Genomic DNA, 19,097 nt, shown 5'->3' with positions numbered 1-19,097 from the left:
AATAAATTCTTACTTCATTCTAATTGAAACCGCATTTTTATGAGCTTGTAAGCCTTCTAATTCCGCTAGAATTTCAACCGTTGATCCAATGTGTTGAAGTCCTTCTTCATTAATGGATTGAAAGGTTATCTTTTTAACAAATGAATCAACAGATACACCAGAATAAGAGCGCGCATAACCGGATGTAGGCAATGTGTGATTTGTACCTGATGCATAATCACCCGCACTCTCAGGTGTCAAATGTCCTAAGAAAACAGAACCTGCATTAAAAATTAATGATGTAATTGTTTGCCATGCGTCTGTTTCTAATATTAAGTGTTCTGGAGCGTACCTATTTGAAAATTGCATAGCTTGTCTCAAATCATTGGTTACTACAGCGTACGAATTATCAATAGCTTTAGCGGCGATGTCTTGACGAGGTAAAGCACTGATCTGAGCTTCTAATTCAGCGTTCACTTGAATCACAAAATCTGAATTAGTTGCCACCAAAACAGCTTGGCTATCTTCGCCATGTTCAGCTTGCGCTAATAAGTCGGCAGCTACAAAAGCTGGATTAGCTGTTTCGTCTGCAATTACTAAAACTTCAGATGGGCCAGCAGGCATATCAATGCTTACATTAGTTAAACTTTGAATAGTGCTTTTAGCTTTAGTAACGAATTGATTTCCTGGTCCAAATATCTTATCAACTTTAGGGATACTTGAAGTTCCAAATGCCATCGCTGCGATAGCTTGTGCACCACCAACTAAATAAATACGTTCTATCTTTAATAAAATCAAACAGTAAGCTACAAATCCGTTAATCTTACCATTTTTTTGAGGAGGGGAACAGACCACAATTTCTTTACATCCAGCGATGCGGGCTGGCACACCCAACATCAAAAGAGTTGATGGTAGTACTGCTGAACCACCGGGGATATATAAGCCTACTTTTTCGATAGGTCGTACTTCGCGCCAACACTTCACACCAGGCATTGTCTCGACAACACGTTCACGTTTTAACTGTGAACTGTGAAATTTATGTATATTCTGGAAAGCAATTTCTAAAGCACGTTGTTGCTCACGTCCTATCGACATTGCCAATTCTTCAATTTCAGCTTTATCCAAATACAACTTCTGTAGTTGTACTTGGTCAAATTTTGCCGCATAATTTACCAACGCTGTATCGCCATTGATGCGCACCTCGTCAATAATATCATTTACAGTAGATTGAATAGAATGATTAGGGTCTGAATTACGCAGAATCAATTTTTCAATTTCTTCCGTAGATAGATTTTCGTATGTGTATGTTTTTAACATTATAAAATAATCTTTTCGATAGGCATTACGACGATACCTTGTGCACCGGCAGATTTTAATACATTGATTTTACCCCAGAAATCATCCTCAGATATAACAGTATGTACAGCGACCCAACCTTCTTCAGCCAATGGAACTACAGTAGGGCTTTTTACACCATGTAATAATTCTGTAATTTTAGGCAGGTTCGCTTTTTCAACGTTCAATACCACATATTTAGTTTCTTTCGCACGTAATACAGATTGAATACGCTGTAAAAGCTCCGCTAAAATTTCGTTATCTTCTAAACCTTTACGACCAATAAGGATAGCTTCTGATTGACGTACATCTGCAAAGGGTTTTAAACCGTTACTTTTTAATGTACCTCCTGTAGAGACAATATCACATATTGCATCGCTTAAACCCAATCCAGGCGCGATTTCTACCGAACCAGATATTGTTTGAATATCTGCCTTGATTTTATATTCATCTAAGAATGATTTTAAAATCACAGGATAAGAAGTAGCAATTGATTTACCATTTAGATCTTGCAAATCTTTAATAGAAGAGTCTTTTGCTATCGCTAATTTTAAGGTGCATTTGCCAAATCCTAGACGTTGTAAGTATTCTACATCAGCTTGTGTCTCATCAATTACATTTTCACCAACAATACCCAAATCTGCTATACCTTGATCTACGTATCCTGGAATATCGTCATCACGTAGGAATAGAATTTCAAGATTAAAGTTAGAAACTGTTGTTATAAGAGAGCTTTTGTAATTTTCGAAGTCTAGACCACAGTTTTTAAGTAACTGTACGGATTTTTCATTTAATCTACCCGACTTTTGGATAGCTATTTTTAGATTTTTCAAAACTAATTGTTTTTGGTGCTTAAATATTATTAATAAAACTGACTATTGGGAAAAGGATGCTTCACGTAGAAACACATAACATTACATATCGCCGCAATGGCGATGATGTGAATGAAAGTGATATGTGAAGAATTTTGTCATTTATCAAATAATACGTGGACAAATTTAACCGATTATTATAGTTTTTGCAAACCTTTTTGATTTTTATTGCAAATTAATCAAACGGTTGATTAATTGATTAAAATAGGATTTCGGATTTGTGCTAGTTTCGTTACTTCATAGTTTATGCTAATAAAGCTATTTTAGATGCATATTATAAAACTATTTAAATGAAAAAGTTATTAATTCTATCTTTTGTAATTGCTTTTCTAGGTACCTCAAGTATCTGTGCACAAACTCAAGCTGATTTAGCTAAATTTAAGACAGATTTAGCTGTGTTTGACGATGTACTTGGCCTTAGGTTAAAGAAAAATGTAAACAAAAAGTCTATTAATGAAATTGTGAACCCAGCGATCAAAGAGGTAGCAACGGCGATTTTGGCTAAAAAGTATAAACCTACTTATACATATGCTAAATACAACGCTATTTTAAACCCTAGGACTTTAGGTCGTGATCTTAGTATTGGCGACGGTTATAGTAAATACGAAAATGTTACTGGTGTATACTTAGAGCAAGGATCACATGTTGTATTGGTTGAGGGGATCGCTGAAGGTAAAGAAGTAAAATTATATATTCCAAATTGGTTACGTAAAGCACCCGATCCAAGTAAGCCGACGGAAGATCCAAACGGTTGGGGATTGCATAAACAAGAATTTTCATTAAAAAATGGCGTAAATGTCATCAATTTAAGTAAGTATGGAAGTTTAGCTTATATTGCTTATTTCTCTGAGACACCAGAAAAGGAAAATCCTATCTCTGTTCACTTTATCACAGGTATAGAAAATGGCTATTTTGATATCACGAAACATAAAGATTCGGACTGGAATGCTTTCATCGATAATGCAGTTTATCCTATTTTGGACGCGAAAGGCAAACACATTCAAACTGCTTATCCTGTAGAGTCATTAAAAAAATATGCATATGGTAGAGGTGTAGAATTGATTTCTAATTATGATTCTTTAGTATATAGACAACATCGTTTGATGGGGTTAGTTAAATACAATAAAGTACCTCAAAATAGAATCTTGTCTCGTGTAAATTTCAATTATTACATGTTTAGAGACGGTGATGGTGTTGCTTATATGGGAGATAAGGTTGGCTATGCGATGCGTATGGTTGTGAATCCTGATGTGGTTATCAAAGGTGATCCTTGTTGGGGATTCAGCCATGAAGTTGGACACGTACATCAGACACGTCCAATGTTCAATTGGGGTGGTTTAGGTGAAGTAAGTAACAACCTGTTTTCATTGTATGTGACACGTTCTTTCGGGAATAAAACACGTATTTCAGAACAAAAGAACTATGATAAAGCACGTAAGGATATTATCGAAAAAGGTATTTCTTATTTAGCAGATGAAGACGTATTTAATCGATTAGTAATTTTTTGGCAATTGCAATTATATTTTGAAGGAGCTGGTAATAATCCTGATTTTTATCCTGATTTATTTGAAGCATTCAGAAAGCAAGAAGCAGCTAGGGGCACATCAAGAACTGGTGATTGGGCTTCGGATAGACGAAGAGGCGAAAGAAACCCAGCAGTTCATCAATTAAACTTTGTAAAAACAGCTTGTGAAGTTGCAAAAGTTGATTTAACAGATTTTTTCGCTAAATATGGCTTTTTCTATGTCGGAAAATTGGAATATGATGATTATGGAAAATACACGTATACTATGACGCAAGAAATGGTAGATAAGTGTCTCGCAGAAATAAAGACATTGAAACTTCCAAAACCAACAATAGATATAAGTACTTTAAGAGATTAAAAAAAACACCCAGTTCTGTTAAGACTGGGTGTTTTTTTTATAAGTTAATTACAGCATACTTCAAAACAAACAAGTAGTGTTTTGGGTTAGTAAGGTATGCGATTAATTCAATTTCGACCAGAAGGAATTTACTGTGTACCAGGTAAGTTTTTTATTGATCCATGGCTACCTGTTGATATAGCATTAATCACACATGGTCACGCAGATCACGCACGTTGGGGTATGAAAAAGTATTTGTGTCATCACTTCACGGTGCCCATTCTCCGAAGTCGTATAAGTCCTGATATTCAGGTTCAGGGAATTAGTTATGATGAAAACATAAAGGTTAATGATGTCCAAGTATCATTTCATCCAGCAGGACATATTATTGGTTCAGCTCAGATTCGTTTAGAATATAAGGGAAGGATTGTTGTGATTTCAGGAGATTATAAATTGCAAAATGATGGTCTTTCTACACCTTTTGATCCTGTAAAATGCCATGAATATGTTTCGGAAAGCACTTTTGGTTTACCAATCTATCAATGGAAATCGGTAGAAAGACAAAATGAAGAGTTAGCAAATTGGGTAGTACACAATCAATCGTATCACAAAACATCGGTGTTTGTAGGGTATTCATTAGGAAAAGCACAGCGGATAATGAAAGCGGTAGAAGATACAGGGCCGTTATACGTTCATTATTCCATCCATAAATTGAATCAAGCGTATGAAAGCGTAGGTATAAAGTTGCCAAAATATGAGGTCTTGGATTTTAGAGAAGATGTAAAGCATGTTAATCAGGGGATTGTAATTGTTCCTCCTGCTTTAGTTGATTCTAATGCAATACGTAAAATTCCCAATATGGCTTATGCGATATGTTCGGGTTGGATGACAGTGCGTGGGGCACGTCGTTGGCGCAGTGCTGACGCAGGCTTTGCAATCAGTGACCATGCGGATTGGAACGATTTATTGACTGCAATTAAGTTGTCGGAGGCTGAAAAAGTATATGTTACACATGGTCAAACAGCCGTTTTTTCAAAATATTTAAATGAAATAGGTATTGCTTCTGAAGAAGTGAAAACGGAATTTGGAGAAGAGGACGATGAGATAGTATCCGCTAAAGTGGAAGGGAATGTGGTATGAGAGCTTTCGCAAAATTAGTACATGCTCTAGATAGCACCAACAAAACCAACCAAAAGTTGGAGGCTGTACATCACTTTTTCCGCGAAGCAGAAGATAAAGATAAATTGTGGTTTTTAGCTTTGTTTAGTGGGCGACGACCCAAACGTGCTGTATCTACTACTTTATTACGAGAATGGGCTAAAGAGATTACAAAAATTCCCGAATGGTTGTTTTTAGAATCCTATTCTTCTGTAGGTGACTTGGGCGAAACGATTTCCTTACTGCTGCCTGATCCTAAGGGGTATATGGAATATTCTCTTTCTGAATGGATGGATAAAATAAATCAGTTACCATTCTACGATGAATATGAGAAAAAGCAATTTATCCTAAAGGTTTGGGGAAGTTTACCTCATCAGGAACGTTTTATCTTCAATAAGTTATTAGGAGGAAGTTTTCGTTTAGGCCTGTCTACAAAAGGATTAGTTAATGCTATTTCAAGTTATTATAATCTTGATGCTAGTATAGTTTCACATAGTATTATGGGGGAATGGACAGTTCAGAATTCTAATTTTGAAGAGTTGGTTCATGGTGAATATGTGGATAGTAACTTGTCAAAACCTTATCCATTCTGTTTGGCTTATCCAATTGAAAATATTGAGGAAACCTTATCCGATTTGAGCAAATGGCAGATAGAATACAAATGGGATGGTATTAGAGGTCAGGTTATCAAAAGAAATGACGAGATATTTATATGGTCAAGAGGAGAAGAACTCATTACAGATCAGTTTCCAGAGATTGTAAACGAGGTTCGAAAGTGGGAGGGTGATTTTGTATTAGATGGAGAGATATTAGCGATAGCCAATGGGGAAATTCTCAATTTTACAGCGTTGCAGAAGAGACTTAATCGTAAAGTTCTATCAAAAAAGATCTTAGAAGAAGTGCCTGTAGGAATGTATGTTTATGATATTCTGGAGCATAATAATAAAGATTTACGTAATGAGTCTATGTCGTATAGAAGAAAGATGTTGGAGTCTTATTTTGTAAATAAACAATTGATTAGTATTAAATTATCAACTATTGTTAAAAGTGAAAGTTTAGTTGAATTGAGTTATATTCGAGAAAGAGCTCGAGAAATTAATAGTGAAGGGTTGATGCTAAAACATAAAGATTCGGTTTATCATGTCGGTCGTAAAAAGGGCGATTGGTGGAAATGGAAAATAGCCCCTTTGACTATTGATGCTGTATTAATTTATGCACAAAAAGGTTCAGGAAGAAGGAGTAGTCAATATACAGATTATACATTTGCTGTGCGTGATAATGAAAATTTAGTCACTATTGCAAAAGCTTATTCAGGGTTGACAGATAAGGAAATCCAAGAGGTAAGTCGTTTTGTAAATAAGAATGCTGTTGAAAAATTTGGCCCGGTGCGTACCGTAAAACCTGAGCTGGTGTTTGAAATTGCTTTTGAAGGTATTGGTTGGAGTACACGGCACAAAGCAGGAGTGGCATTACGATTTCCTCGTATATTACGCTGGCGCAAAGATAAGACTGTGGCAGAGATAGACGATTTAGAATCTGTGAAAAAATTAATTCATTAACTTCATAAGAATAAATTATTTGATTTGAATAAGTTCGAACAATCATTGGGTTATTTACATATTGTATCGTGGCTTAACGAATATGATAGGACACCTTTTTCTTTCCAAAGGAAAAGTTGGGAAAAGATAAATGCAGGGTATAGTGGGATGGTTGTTGCACCTACTGGATTTGGGAAGACATATTCTGTTTTTTTAGGTATTTTGATTGATTTTATGAATCACCCTGATTCATATAAAAAAGGTTTGAAAGCGGTCTGGATTACACCCATACGGTCTTTAGCAAAAGATTTAGCTCGTGCTATGCAAGAGGTTGTAGATCAGATAGGCTTAGACTGGGTGGTTGAAGTGCGAAATGGTGATACGGATGTGAAAATCAAACAACGGCAAAGTAAGCAAATGCCCGATATTTTATTACTCACTCCAGAAAGCTGGCATTTACTTTTAGCTCAAAAAGGAAGAGATAAGTTTTTTACAAATCTAAAGGCAGTAGTTATAGATGAATGGCACGAACTATTGAGTAGTAAACGCGGGGTAATGGTAGAGCTCGCGATAGCTTATTTGAAATGTCAACAGCCTAAATTAATGATATGGGGTATTACGGCTACTATAGGGAATCTTGATGAAGCTATGCATGTCTTGATTCCGTATAGTGGGAATAAAGTGAAGATTGTTGCTAAGGAAAAGAAACTAATTGAAATAGTGTCGGTATTTCCACCAGAAGTTGAAGTATTACCATGGGCAGGACATTTGGGTGGTAAATTAGTTGAACAAGTCGTTCCTATTATTTTAGAAAGTAAATCTACCATTGTGTTTACCAATACTCGAAGTCAAAGTGAATATTGGTACCAAATTCTGTTGGATGCTTATCCAGATTTTGCGGGGCAACTGGCATTACATCATGGCTCAATCGATATTCATATCCGCACTTGGATAGAGGAAGCATTGAGTGAGGGTAGACTTAAAGCTGTGGTGTCGACTTCTTCTTTGGATTTGGGTGTAGATTTCAAACCTGTAGATACGGTTGTGCAAATTGGTTCTAGCAAGGGAGTTGCGCGGTTTATCCAACGCGCAGGTAGAAGTGGGCACTCTCCATTTGAAGTGTCAAAAATCTATTTTGTTCCTACTCACTCACTTGAATTAATAGAAGTCTCCGCACTGAAAGAGGCGGTTAAAACTGGATTAATTGAAGATAGGGAGCCAATCGTTTTATGTTATGATGTATTAGTTCAATTCCTCGTGACCATAGCTTTGGGTGGAGGATTTGTAAAGGAGGAAATGTATGAAATTGTAAAGTCATCTTTTTCATTTCAATGGATTACTGCCGAAGAATGGGATTGGTGTATTTCATTCATTACCATAGGAGGTAAAATTGGTAAGAATTATGAAGAATTTCACAAGGTAGTGAAAAACGAGGAGGGGTATTATGTGGTTGAGAAAAGACGTATTGGTATGTTGCATCGTATGAATATTGGTGTAATAGTATCCGATGCTATGGTCAAAGTCAAATTTCTTGGTGGTGGATATGTTGGTATGGTCGAGGAATATTTTATCACCAAGCTCAAACAAGGAGATAAATTTATCTTGGCTGGACGTGTGTTGGAACTCATTCGTATGAAAGAGATGACAGCTTATGTTCGCGCATCTCAAGGCAAGGCGATTACGCCCAGTTGGTTAGGAGGTCGATTGCCATTAAGTTCTAATTTAGGAGCTTTATTACGTAAGAAGTTGGCTGATGCCAAAAAGCCATCAACTCGTGAAGCTGAATTAAAGTTTTTACATCCTTTAGTTAATAGTCAAGAAGATAAATCACATATTCCTTCTGAAAATGAATTTCTGGTCGAATTGATAAAGACGCGTGAAGGTTATCATTTGTTTATGTATCCTTTTGAAGGACGGTTGGTCCATGAAGTGATGTCTAGCTTGATGGCTTATCGTATTAGTCAATTATACCCTATAAGCTTTTCGATGGCTATGAATGATTACGGTTTTGAACTTTTTTCTGATAAAGAAATTGTGTTGAACGATGAACAATTAAGACATATTCTTCGAAAAGAAGATCTTATGAAAGATGTCACTGCGAGTATCAATGCAGCAGAGATGGCAAAGCGTAAGTTTCGTGATATAGCGGTAATCGGTGGTTATGTGATTCAAAACATCTATGGTAAGCAGCAAAACAATAAATCTCTACAAGCTTCTTCTGGAATTATTTTTCAAGTTTTAGAAGAACATGAACCCAATAATTTATTACTTAGACAGGCCTATACAGAAGTTTTTAACCAACAACTGGAAGAGCCTCGATTAATGCGAGCTTTTGAGCGTATTAATTCTTCAGCAATCATTTATAAATTTGCAGATAGCTTCACACCGTTGAGTTTTCCGATTAAGGTGGATAGTCTGCGTCAATCGTTATCCAGTGAAGATTTGGGCGCACGAATTCAGCGTATGCAAGAGCAGAGCAATCGTTTAAATAGGAAGCGAAGATGATCATACACGAACAAGAAATTACTTGGGCAACACATAAATTAATTCTCACAAACAAAAAAGCAATTTATTGGCCTGCACAAAGGACATTAATCTTATCCGATGTGCATTTGGGTAAAGCAGCGCATTTCCGTCGCAACGGTATTCCTATTCCATCGAAAATTCATCAGAAGGATTTGGATATTTTGGAAATTTTATTGAATCATTATACGGTGTACAAGGTTATAGTTGTTGGAGATTTAATCCATGCCAATGCCAATGGGGAAGTCCTGGATTTTAAGAATTTCTTATATAAGTTCCAAACTATTGAATTTGTTTTGATCAAAGGGAATCATGACCGCATCGCGGATCGTAAAATATTGGACTTGGGATTTCGCTCCGTTTGTGATGAATTGCATATAGAAGGAATTACTTTTGTGCATGAACCTGATAAATCTGCTAAATTTCAGATTTCAGGACACATACATCCTGGCGTGACAGTAAAATTGCCTACCAATAAGTATTTTAGGCTTCCTGCATATGTCGTATCTGAGGATATGATTATTTTACCAGCCTTTAGTCAATTCACGGGATTGGATACCAAACAAGTATTTGAGAAAGCTGTAAACTATGCTGTTTTGGATACAGGTATTATTGTAGTGAAATAAGGAAGCCTTAGTTAGAAGTAATATTATATTCTCTTCTTAATAAACTATAAATTTCCAAATCATGATAAACTCCATTTGCATGCAATTCTCCATTACGCTCAATGCCTTCATAAGTAAAATTCAATCTTTTGGGAATATTACTACTTTTTGTATTGCCTATTGCACATTTTATTTGAATTCGATTCATAGCTAATTCTTCAAAAGCAAATTTGCATACCGCTGCAACACTTTTCGTCATGATACCCTTGTTTTGGTACTGCTGTGAGAGCCAATAGCCAATTTCGGTTTTGTGATTGTTTACATCTGAGCGTACAAAACCTATCATTCCAATTAGCTTGTTATTTTCTCGGATTGAAAATACATATTCAAATAAATGTTCAGTTGAATCCTCTAAAGAATTAATATATGCTTCTGTATCATTAAGCTCTTTGGTGAGAGTAACAAATGGAAGCCATTTTGATAACAATGAGCGCTCATTATCTATTATAGAGAATAATTCTTGTGCATCTGTAATCTGAATCTGCCTTAATGTTATCTCCTCAGATATATGTAATTCAATTGGTGTAGCCATACATAAATATAGAATATATTTAACTAGCAAAACATAATTCAACTCAAAAAATCTAACAATTGAATTATTCTTTTATTGGTTGTTTAAATTAATATATTTGATCAATAAGGAATTCAATAAAATAAATTATGAAGATCGTAATCTCCAATATGGTTTGTGATAGATGTGTGATTGTGATAGGAGATATATTACAAAAGCACAATATTCATGATTATGAAATCTCGATGGGTTATATCAATTTCATTGAACAAATTTCTAGTCATCAACTAGACGAATTAAAATTTGATTTGGTAAAGGTAGGATTTGAAATCGTAGAGGCTAAAGTTGAAAAAATAATAGAGTCTATAAAGGCTACTTTGATCAATCATCTAAATAATCTTCAAAATGGTGATAATATTAAGATGTCTCATTTTATTACACAGCATATATCCTATGATTACAGTTATTTGAGTGATATATTCTCCAAAACAGAAAACAAAACTATAGAAAAATATTTTATAGAATTACGTATTGATAAAGCAAAAGAATTGCTGAAGTATAGTAATAGGGATATTAGCACAGTCGCTTATCAATTAGGATATAGTAGTCCTCAGCATTTTGCTAGTCAATTCAAACAATATATTGGAATTACACCCAAAGAATTTCGTAAACTTCATGTTATAACTTAATCCCTAAAGGACATTATCTATCTAGTCACTGAATATCTAATGTATATCATCATATTTATAATCTAATATTATAAATATGATATACTAATATTTTTAGTATTTTTGTGTAAATTACACAAAAAAATGGATCGGTTAGAAGAAAAGCTCAAAATTTTAGCAGATGCAGCTAAATACGACGTTAGTTGTAGTTCAAGTGGAAGTAAGCGCAAAAATATAGGTGGGATAGGAGATGCTTCTTCCTCAGGTATATGTCATTCATACACTGAAGATGGTCGTTGTGTTTCTTTATTGAAAATCCTTTTAACAAATCATTGTATTTATGATTGTGCGTTTTGTGTCAGTCGCAAAAGTAATGATGTACAACGTGCAGCTTTTACTGTAGAGGAAGTTGTAAAACTGACGATGAACTTTTATAGAAGAAATTATATAGAGGGCTTATTCTTGAGTTCGGGAATTTTTAAAAGTGCAGATTATACGATGGAGCGTCTTTTGAAAATTGTTAAAAAACTGCGACTAGAGGAAAGATATAATGGATATATACATCTAAAAACTATTCCTGGAGCAAGTGATGAGATGATTCGTGAAGCAGGATTGTATGTGGATCGTATGAGTATAAATTTAGAAATGCCGACCGAAATGGGGTTAAAATTAATGGCGCCTGAAAAAGATCATGAATCAGTGAAAAAGCCATTAAATTTCATAAATCAGGAAATTCAAGCGTATAAACAAGAATCAAAATTGATAAAGCATAAACCGACATTTGTACCTGCTGGTCAGAGTACGCAAATGGTGATTGGTGCCACGCCTGAAAATGATTTCGAGATCATGTCTGTAGCTGATAAGTTTTATAAAGATTATAATCTCAAAAGAGTATATTATAGTGGTTATATTCCGATTCAAAATGACAATTCATTATTGCCTCAAATTGGGGCTAAACCACCGTTAATTCGAGAAAATAGGTTGTATCAAACAGATTGGTTATTAAGGTTTTATGGTTTTAAATTGGATGAGATCCTCAATGCTAATTTTAAGGAATTAGATTTAGAAATTGATCCTAAATTAAGTTGGGCATTACGTAATCCGCATTTATTTCCTATAGATATTAATACGGCGGATTACAAAATGATTATTCGTATTCCTGGTATTGGTCGTGGATCAGCTTTAAAAATTGTACAGGCTCGTAAATTTGGCAGACTACATGAATATCAGATTAAGAAGATGGGGATTGCTTTTAATCGTGCACGTCATTTTATGATTTGTGCAGACACACCAATACAATTGGGTTTTGCTACAATGGATTCTGTTCGTGGACAAATTTTGCATAATGGTGCTTCGAAAGCAAAATCTAGCATTACAAATCAAATGAGCTTATTTGTCTAATGTATTATATTTTCGATGGAACATATTATGGATGGCTGACCTGTGTTTTTGAAGCATTTGAACGTAAAGAATTTTCAATTAAACCTATTACTAAAGAGTTCCATCTTCCTGATATTTTTGCAGACGATAGAGTTATAACAACGAGCAAGGAAAAAGCTATACGAATAATTAGAGGGTTGGAAGGACATGTTGGTAAAAATATGGCCCAAGATTTTTATCGTGCATTTTTGTTTGAACATCCGGCAGTGTGGCAAGCTGCATATTATTTAGCAGTTCAGATCTTTAAAGGTAATAAGCATATACTTTCCAATTTTGGGAATGATGCTGTGATGAAATTCTCAGATGCGTTGCGCAAAGTCAGTCGTGAAAGGCATAGAATGAAAGCGTTTGTTCGATTTCAGCAGTCTACAGATGGATTATATTTTGCGGTGGTAGAACCAGACTTTAATGTATTGCCATTAATTGCTGCTTTTTTTAAAAACCGATATACTGATCAATCTTGGATCATTTATGATTTAAAAAGGAATTATGGAATTTATTGGGATAAAGTAAATCTTATTGAAGTGGAATTGAATGCTGGTGAAATCGGAGATGTGATGCACACTTCGACTTTAGTTTCATTGGATGACCAGGAAGAATATTATAAAAATTTATGGCAACAATATTTTAAAAGTACTAATATTGAGGCTCGAAGAAATCTGAAACTCCACCTGAAGCATGTGCCTCGTAGGTATTGGAAATATTTACCAGAAAAAAACTAATAGTGTTATATTCAAAGTTTACTTGTAATTAAATACGAATTGTGGCCTAGTCCTTTAACCGATTGATTTTTTTCAATCGAATAAAAATCATCAAGAGAATAGATTAGAGTTTCGTTATTTTTGAAAAGTAAATTTTTTGTTTGTTTCTCAATAGATATATAAGATGTCCTCTCATTTGAATTGACTATTTTAACTACTATTCTATTTGGTGAGTCTGTTTGTGAGGAATATACTAAGGTATCTTTTTCTCTTGTCATTTGGAATTCTATATTTCCTGCTTTATTAAGATCTACAGTCATAAATTGAGCAAGTTCACTATTCCAGTTTTTAATATTTATTTCCTTAGTTTCTGTTGAAGTATTTGTGGCAACAGTTTTTGTAATAGTAGGGCTTAGCTTTTGTAAGCGAAGAGCTTCATTTTTAAAGAATTTTGGTATATCAAAATATGATGTTTGGTCATGTTTTGATATAGAAGTATGGCAGCTTTGAAAGATCAAAGCTGCCACTAGTATTGGTAATATTTTACTTGAGTTTCTCAAAGCTTAGCTTACTAATACATTGCCAGCCATCTCTAATGGGATATCTAGATGTAATAAACGTAAAATAGTAGGTGCAACATCACCTAATTTTCCATCAGCGATATTTTTAAATTCATTATCAATTAATATACAAGGAACCAAATTCGTTGTGTGAGCTGTGTTTGGTGAACCATCTTCGTTCATCATGAATTCCGAATTACCGTGGTCAGCAAGAATGATGAATGAATAACCATTATCTAATCCTGTCTCTACTACTTTTTGTAAGCAAGTGTCAACAGTTTCTACAGCCTTAACAACTGCTTCAAAAACCCCTGTATGACCAACCATGTCCGGATTTGCGAAATTCAAACAAATGAAATCAGGTTTATTACCTATTATATCATGACATATCGTGTCCGCTATTCCAAAAGCACTCATTTCTGGTTGTAGATCATATGTCGCAACTTTCGGTGAAGGAATCAATAAACGGCGTTCTCCATTAAATTCTGTTTCTCGACCACCAGAGAAAAAGAATGTAACGTGAGGGTATTTTTCAGTCTCAGCAATACGTACTTGCGTTTTGTCTTGCGCCTCCAAAGCTTCACCTAATGTGTTTGTCAAATTGTCTTTTTGGAATACAACTTTAACTTTCTTGAATGTATCGTCGTATGATGTCATTGTCACATAATATAAATCCAATGGTTTCATATTATATTCCGGAAACTCTTTTTGCGTTAGCGCAATAGTGATCTCGCGTCCACGATCTGTTCTGAAATTATAACAGAATACGACATCACCTTCTTTGATAATTGCTTTGGGAGAACCATCATGATTTGCCAAAAATACAGGTTTGAAAAATTCATCTGTAACCCCATTTTTATAAGACTCTGTAATTGATTCTTGTAAATTTGATGAATGTTGTCCTACGCCCTTCGTCAATAGATCGTATGCCTCTTTTACACGTTCCCAACGATTATCCCTATCCATTGCATAATATCGACCAATAGCTGAAGCAATCGTACCTGTAGAATGTGTTAAGTGATTTTCTAATTCTTGTACATATCCCAGTGCTCCGTTAGGATCTGTATCACGACCATCTAAAAATGCATGGATAAATACTTGATCACTTGAAAACCCTGCTACTTTTGCAGCATCACAAAGTGATTTCAAATGTGATATATGAGAGTGTACACCTCCATCAGATAATAAACCTATGAAATGTACATTTTTATTGTTTTGTTTTGCATAATCAAACGCGTCTTGAATTACTTGATGAGATTCAAAAATACCATCTTTAGCTGCTTTATTTATACGCCCTAATTCTTGATATACCACTCTTCCTGCACCTAAGTTCATATGACCTACTTCGGAATTTCCCATTTGACCTTCCGGCAGCCCTACGCTTTCACCCGAAGCTTCCAGTTTTGAATTTGGGTATTGTTGCAGTAATGAATTTAAATAAGGAGTCTTTGATGCCAATACAGCATTAGAATTATCGTTTTTGCCATAACCTAATCCATCCAGGATGATTAAGGCTACTTTCTTTTGATTTAAGTTGTCCACACACAAATATAAAAAATCCTTAGCTTAAGTTATTAAAAACTGAAATGAAATTATTCAATTCTGAAAAAATGGGATTTTATGCTATTATAGTTGTTTCTATGTATTGGTATTGATTATATTCGCAAATATTTAAGATTATGAAATTGTTAATTTATATATACATTTCTATATTTTCTATTTTTAGTTTCTCTGAAACTTCTGATATTGAAAAGTATATAACAAGTGCATTTAAAAAGGGGGATGCAAAAACAATTAGCCGATACTTTACATCTTCGGTGAAAGTTTCTATAGAGCGAAATGAACAAATAGCATCTAAGTCACAAGCAGAGATTATTGTATCAGATTATTTGAATGACAATAAATTGCTAGAGGTAGAACATAGACAATATTCTAAAGATAGCAACACTAATTTTTTGCTTTTTGAAGCGAAATCAAATAAGAAAGATATAAAGATTTTTATTAAACTTGTTAAGATCCGTGATAGCGAATATATCTCTGAATTGAGAATTGAGTAGAAATTTATTTTAACGTAAGGTATATTTTACTCATCTTAGCTTAATTTTTTTATTGAATATTAGAAAATAGAAATGGATATTGCATATAAAAATCTCTTAAAGACTTTTGTTGATCAAGCAATAGTGGAGGATGTTCAGGATGGTGACCATACATCATTAGCTTCATTGCCAGAAGATAAATTAGGCGAAGCTAAATTATTGGTTAAAGATGATGGAATAATAGCAGGGGTAGAAGTTGGTGTAGAGATCTTTAGGCAAATCGACGATTCACTCGATGTTAATGTACTTATCGAAGACGGAACAACCGTTACTCATGGTGATATAGTACTTTATGTAAAAGGAAAGATTCATTCTATTCTTAAAGCGGAACGCTTAGTGCTGAATGTGATGCAACGTATGTCTGGAATTGCTTCACGAACTGCTGAATATGTTAAACAATTAGAAGGGACTAATACGAAGGTGTTAGATACGCGTAAAACTACGCCGTTGTTGAGATTTTTAGAAAAACGAGCAGTGATTTTGGGAGGCGGGGCAAATCATAGATTCGGCTTATACGATATGATTCTTATTAAGGATAATCATGTTGATTATGCAGGCTCTGTGTCAAATGCTGTGTCAAATGCTGTGACCTATAAAAAAGAAAAGGGAATTAATATTCCTATTGAAGTAGAAGTACGTAACTTTGATGAGTTAAATGAGTTGTTGAGGTGTGAAGGTGTGGATAGGGTTATGTTTGATAATTTTACACCGCAGGATGTTAAAAAGGCTGTTGAGCTAGTTGGAAGGCAATTAGTGACAGAAGCATCAGGTGGTATTGATCTAAGTACAATAAGATCATATGCACTAACTGGAGTTGATTTTGTGTCTGTAGGGGCATTAACTCATTCTGTGAAAAGTTTAGATTTGAGTTTAAAAGCTAAGCTTATTTAGTATTTTTGTTTAGGATTTAAATATTTTAATGATTTCATTATATTTATTTGGTATTGTTATACTAGCTTATTTGTTTGGCTCTATACCTACAGCAGTATGGTTTGGTCAAGCATTTTATGGGGTAGATGTGCGGGAGTATGGTAGCGGTAATGCTGGGGCAACGAATACTTTTCGAGTTTTAGGAAAAAAGGCTGGTATCATTGTTATGTTTGTTGATATCTTCAAAGGGTGGACAGCTACTAATTTGCCTTATTTGCTTGATTCTGAGATTGTAGGCGCTTCTGATTCAATTCATTTTGTTAATTTTCAATTGGCGTTAGGTGTAATTGCCGTATTAGGACATTTATTCCCAGTTTTTGCTGGTTTTCGTGGAGGGAAGGGGGTTGCTACATTATTCGGTATGGTAATAGCAATTCAACCATTAGCAGCATTATGCTGTGTCACCGTTTTTCTCGTGTGCTTGATAATTACACATTATGTATCTTTAAGTTCTATATCTGCAGGATTTACATTTCCAATTAGTTTGGCTTTAATAATTAAGACAACTGTACCATCTGTAATGCTTTATGCTATTGCAATATGTATTTTGATTTTAATAACTCATCAAAAGAATATTGAACGGCTACTAAAAGGAAAGGAATCAAAGATCTATTTATTTAAAAAAAGTACAAAATAATTTATATCCTTAAACTTTTAGGAATCATTATTGTATAATGTACAAAGGGTATTCATTCAAATAACACAATTATGAAAAAGATATTTACTTACGCTTCATTTATATTGTTGGGAGCAACAATGGTGGCGTGTGCTACATCTGCAATCACGGGTAGAAAATACCTTAAGTTAGTAGATAGTAATACAATTAATGAACAAGCTACTTTAGCTTATAAAGAGTTTTTGACGGACAAAAGTACGAGAGTTGTGACTGGTACTTCACAAGCCACAGCTGTCAAGCGTGTTGGGAATAACATAGCTGCCGCGACTCAACGATATTTACAACAAAAAGGTCTTGCTGATAAGTTTAATTTCAATTGGGAATTCAATCTCATTCAGAATGATGACGTAAATGCATGGTGTATGCCTGGTGGTAAGGTAGCTGTTTTCACGGGTATTTTGCCTCTTTCCGGTACTGAAGGTGGCCTTGCTACTATTATGGGACACGAAATTGCTCACGCTTTAGAAGAACATTCTGTCGCACAAGTTTCTAATCAAATGGCTTTACAACTTGGTGCTCAGGTTTTAGGTGCAGCATCACAGATGTCAAATAGTAGAGGTGTAGCTGTGTTGAATCAGGTGTATGGTATTGGTGCTCCGATAGGGATGCTTAAGTTTTCTCGTAATGACGAATTGGCGGCAGATCAAGCAGGATTAATTATTATGGCTATGGCAGGATACAATCCAAATGATGCAGTGAAATTTTGGGAAAGAATGGCGGCGGCAAAATCTGGCGCTAATACTCCTCCAGAATGGTTAAGTACACATCCTAGTGATGCAAGACGTATATCACAGATTCAAGCTTTAGTCCCAGAAGCGATGAAATATTATAAAAAATAACATTTATATCAATATAAAAAATCCCTAATCGAATACGTTAGGGATTTTTTTTAAGTATAATTTATGCATTAATATCACTTTTAATATAAATCGCTATGTTTTGAGATTTTTAGATAAATTTCCATCAGCGTATCAATAGGGGCTTCAAGTACATATCGCATTATGCTTAATTGAAAAATTACAAGAGTTCGCTATAAAACACAATTTGTTGGCTTCCTTGTGAATTGATGTTGCTAATTCAACTTGAGACTTATTTTTAATTATGACCTGAGGGTTTAATACAACTTCTATAATTTTACCAGAACCATCCACGTAGGTCTCCAATTTGGCAATTGCTTCATCTGTGTACGAAAGGACTTCTATTTGGTATTGTGCACAGACATAAAGATATGACATCATATGGCAAGACATTAGACTACTTAACAATAGGTCTTCAGGATTATATAAGTTTGGATTTCCTTTGAATGCTTTGGCTGCTGATAGCTGAAGTTTGGGCTTATCTTCTACATGTATTACATGCGTCTTTTCGTAGATTTTTTGTGTTGAATTTGTATTTAATTCGACCTTTTGCCAAGTGAGTTTTGCTTCAAAATTGTGTATCTTCTTCATTGGGATTAAAATTAGTAAACTTAAAACATATAAGTTTATCACAAGTAATGATTATTTGCCCCTATAAATTTTAATAATTCATTTATGAATTTGGTCGTAATAGTCGTAATATAGAATAGCTAGCTAGCTAGCATT

Annotated in this window: 18 protein-coding genes; 12 read left to right on the top strand and 6 right to left on the bottom strand. The window is 34.6% G+C overall.

Going from position 1 to position 19,097, the window contains the following annotated elements; translation table 11 throughout:
* Positions 1–9: 9 nt before the first annotated feature.
* Together hisD and hisG are read right to left on the bottom strand one after the other, a co-directional pair.
* Positions 10–1,296, bottom strand: a complete 1,287-nt coding sequence (gene hisD, locus IPZ78_RS00840; protein WP_225551024.1) for a histidinol dehydrogenase — start codon at positions 1,294–1,296, stop codon at positions 10–12.
* Positions 1,296–2,147 carry an ATP phosphoribosyltransferase gene (gene hisG / locus IPZ78_RS00835; RefSeq protein WP_225551023.1) on the bottom strand — a complete coding sequence of 284 codons (852 nt, stop codon included), beginning with the start codon at positions 2,145–2,147 and terminating at the stop codon, positions 1,296–1,298. Before hisG ends, hisD begins: the two co-directional genes overlap by 1 nt.
* A 329-nt stretch (positions 2,148–2,476) precedes the next feature.
* Between hisG and IPZ78_RS00830 the strand changes: the two genes are divergently transcribed.
* The 5 genes from IPZ78_RS00830 (at position 2,477) to pdeM (ending at position 9,893) form a co-directional block, all read left to right on the top strand.
* On the top strand, positions 2,477–4,069 hold the full coding sequence (locus IPZ78_RS00830) for a M60 family metallopeptidase (RefSeq protein ID WP_225551022.1): 1,593 nt from the start codon (positions 2,477–2,479) through the stop codon (positions 4,067–4,069).
* A 96-nt stretch (positions 4,070–4,165) separates the two neighbouring features.
* Positions 4,166–5,188 carry a ligase-associated DNA damage response exonuclease gene (locus IPZ78_RS00825; RefSeq protein ID WP_225551021.1) on the top strand — a complete coding sequence of 341 codons (1,023 nt, stop codon included), beginning with the start codon at positions 4,166–4,168 and terminating at the stop codon, positions 5,186–5,188.
* A complete protein-coding gene (locus tag IPZ78_RS00820) occupies positions 5,185–6,765 on the top strand; it encodes an ATP-dependent DNA ligase (protein WP_225551020.1) in 1,581 nt (526 codons plus the stop codon). Before IPZ78_RS00825 ends, IPZ78_RS00820 begins: the two co-directional genes overlap by 4 nt.
* Positions 6,766–6,789: 24 nt before the next feature.
* Positions 6,790–9,249, top strand: coding sequence for a ligase-associated DNA damage response DEXH box helicase (locus IPZ78_RS00815; RefSeq protein WP_225551019.1), 2,460 nt, complete (start codon positions 6,790–6,792; stop codon positions 9,247–9,249).
* Complete coding sequence (pdeM, locus tag IPZ78_RS00810; protein ID WP_225551018.1) at positions 9,246–9,893, top strand: ligase-associated DNA damage response endonuclease PdeM; 648 nt, start codon at positions 9,246–9,248, stop codon at positions 9,891–9,893. Before IPZ78_RS00815 ends, pdeM begins: the two co-directional genes overlap by 4 nt.
* 7 nt (positions 9,894–9,900) lie before the next feature.
* Here pdeM and IPZ78_RS00805 read toward each other — a convergent pair whose 3' ends face one another.
* On the bottom strand, positions 9,901–10,464 hold the full coding sequence (locus IPZ78_RS00805; protein WP_225551017.1) for a GNAT family N-acetyltransferase: 564 nt from the start codon (positions 10,462–10,464) through the stop codon (positions 9,901–9,903).
* A 128-nt stretch (positions 10,465–10,592) separates the two neighbouring features.
* On the opposite strand from IPZ78_RS00805, the gene IPZ78_RS00800 reads away from it, so the two are divergent.
* From IPZ78_RS00800 to IPZ78_RS00790, 3 genes are all read left to right on the top strand, one after another.
* Positions 10,593–11,132, top strand: a complete 540-nt coding sequence (locus IPZ78_RS00800) for a helix-turn-helix domain-containing protein (RefSeq protein WP_225551016.1) — start codon at positions 10,593–10,595, stop codon at positions 11,130–11,132.
* Between the two features lie 123 nt (positions 11,133–11,255).
* The gene (locus tag IPZ78_RS00795) at positions 11,256–12,512 is read left to right on the top strand and encodes a putative DNA modification/repair radical SAM protein (protein ID WP_225551015.1); all 1,257 of its coding nucleotides are present in this window, start codon (positions 11,256–11,258) and stop codon (positions 12,510–12,512) included.
* Positions 12,512–13,273 (top strand): TIGR03915 family putative DNA repair protein, encoded by a 762-nt coding sequence (locus IPZ78_RS00790; RefSeq protein WP_225551014.1) that lies wholly within the window; start codon positions 12,512–12,514, stop codon positions 13,271–13,273. The genes IPZ78_RS00795 and IPZ78_RS00790 overlap by 1 nt, the downstream gene beginning before the upstream one ends.
* 11 nt (positions 13,274–13,284) lie before the next feature.
* Here IPZ78_RS00790 and IPZ78_RS00785 read toward each other — a convergent pair whose 3' ends face one another.
* Complete coding sequence (locus IPZ78_RS00785) at positions 13,285–13,812, bottom strand: hypothetical protein (RefSeq protein WP_225551013.1); 528 nt, start codon at positions 13,810–13,812, stop codon at positions 13,285–13,287.
* Between the two features lie 3 nt (positions 13,813–13,815).
* Entirely contained in the window at positions 13,816–15,354 is a 1,539-nt protein-coding gene (gene gpmI, locus IPZ78_RS00780) for a 2,3-bisphosphoglycerate-independent phosphoglycerate mutase (protein WP_225551012.1), read from the bottom strand.
* Between the two features lie 137 nt (positions 15,355–15,491).
* Between gpmI and IPZ78_RS00775 the strand changes: the two genes are divergently transcribed.
* From IPZ78_RS00775 to IPZ78_RS00760, 4 genes are all read left to right on the top strand, one after another.
* Positions 15,492–15,869 (top strand): DUF4783 domain-containing protein, encoded by a 378-nt coding sequence (locus IPZ78_RS00775; protein WP_225551011.1) that lies wholly within the window; start codon positions 15,492–15,494, stop codon positions 15,867–15,869.
* Positions 15,870–15,941: 72 nt separating this feature from the next.
* The gene (gene nadC, locus IPZ78_RS00770) at positions 15,942–16,799 is read left to right on the top strand and encodes a carboxylating nicotinate-nucleotide diphosphorylase (RefSeq protein ID WP_225551010.1); all 858 of its coding nucleotides are present in this window, start codon (positions 15,942–15,944) and stop codon (positions 16,797–16,799) included.
* Positions 16,800–16,827: 28 nt separating this feature from the next.
* Positions 16,828–17,475: a glycerol-3-phosphate 1-O-acyltransferase PlsY gene (gene plsY, locus IPZ78_RS00765; protein ID WP_225551009.1), complete on the top strand. Its 648-nt coding sequence runs from the start codon at positions 16,828–16,830 to the stop codon at positions 17,473–17,475.
* A 71-nt stretch (positions 17,476–17,546) separates the two neighbouring features.
* Complete coding sequence (locus IPZ78_RS00760; protein ID WP_225551008.1) at positions 17,547–18,353, top strand: M48 family metallopeptidase; 807 nt, start codon at positions 17,547–17,549, stop codon at positions 18,351–18,353.
* A gap of 144 nt (positions 18,354–18,497) precedes the next feature.
* On the opposite strand, the gene IPZ78_RS00755 is transcribed toward IPZ78_RS00760, so the two are convergent.
* Positions 18,498–18,962 carry an OsmC family protein gene (locus tag IPZ78_RS00755; RefSeq protein WP_225551007.1) on the bottom strand — a complete coding sequence of 155 codons (465 nt, stop codon included), beginning with the start codon at positions 18,960–18,962 and terminating at the stop codon, positions 18,498–18,500.
* Between the last annotated feature and the right edge of the window lie 135 nt (positions 18,963–19,097).

Source organism: Sphingobacterium bovistauri (assembly GCF_020295405.1).
Taxonomy (GTDB): Bacteria; Bacteroidota; Bacteroidia; order Sphingobacteriales; family Sphingobacteriaceae; genus Sphingobacterium; species Sphingobacterium bovistauri.
This window is presented reverse-complemented; position numbering and strand designations above follow the sequence as displayed.

What these genes read in the sequence shown, in the direction of transcription:
- IPZ78_RS00830 (WP_225551022.1), top strand. Translation starts at nt 2,477, where the DNA reads ATGAAAAAGTTATTAATTCTATCTTTTGTAATTGCTTTTCTAGGTACC.
- IPZ78_RS00820 (WP_225551020.1), top strand. Translation starts at nt 5,185, where the DNA reads ATGAGAGCTTTCGCAAAATTAGTACATGCTCTAGATAGCACCAACAAA.
- IPZ78_RS00760 (WP_225551008.1), top strand. Translation starts at nt 17,547, where the DNA reads ATGAAAAAGATATTTACTTACGCTTCATTTATATTGTTGGGAGCAACA.
- IPZ78_RS00825 (WP_225551021.1), top strand. Translation starts at nt 4,166, where the DNA reads ATGCGATTAATTCAATTTCGACCAGAAGGAATTTACTGTGTACCAGGT.
- nadC (WP_225551010.1), top strand. Translation starts at nt 15,942, where the DNA reads ATGGATATTGCATATAAAAATCTCTTAAAGACTTTTGTTGATCAAGCA.
- IPZ78_RS00795 (WP_225551015.1), top strand. Translation starts at nt 11,256, where the DNA reads ATGGATCGGTTAGAAGAAAAGCTCAAAATTTTAGCAGATGCAGCTAAA.
- IPZ78_RS00775 (WP_225551011.1), top strand. Translation starts at nt 15,492, where the DNA reads ATGAAATTGTTAATTTATATATACATTTCTATATTTTCTATTTTTAGT.
- IPZ78_RS00755 (WP_225551007.1), bottom strand. Translation starts at nt 18,962, where the DNA reads ATGAAGAAGATACACAATTTTGAAGCAAAACTCACTTGGCAAAAGGTC.
- plsY (WP_225551009.1), top strand. Translation starts at nt 16,828, where the DNA reads ATGATTTCATTATATTTATTTGGTATTGTTATACTAGCTTATTTGTTT.
- IPZ78_RS00800 (WP_225551016.1), top strand. Translation starts at nt 10,593, where the DNA reads ATGAAGATCGTAATCTCCAATATGGTTTGTGATAGATGTGTGATTGTG.
- pdeM (WP_225551018.1), top strand. Translation starts at nt 9,246, where the DNA reads ATGATCATACACGAACAAGAAATTACTTGGGCAACACATAAATTAATT.
- hisD (WP_225551024.1), bottom strand. Translation starts at nt 1,296, where the DNA reads ATGTTAAAAACATACACATACGAAAATCTATCTACGGAAGAAATTGAA.
- IPZ78_RS00790 (WP_225551014.1), top strand. Translation starts at nt 12,512, where the DNA reads ATGTATTATATTTTCGATGGAACATATTATGGATGGCTGACCTGTGTT.
- IPZ78_RS00805 (WP_225551017.1), bottom strand. Translation starts at nt 10,464, where the DNA reads ATGGCTACACCAATTGAATTACATATATCTGAGGAGATAACATTAAGG.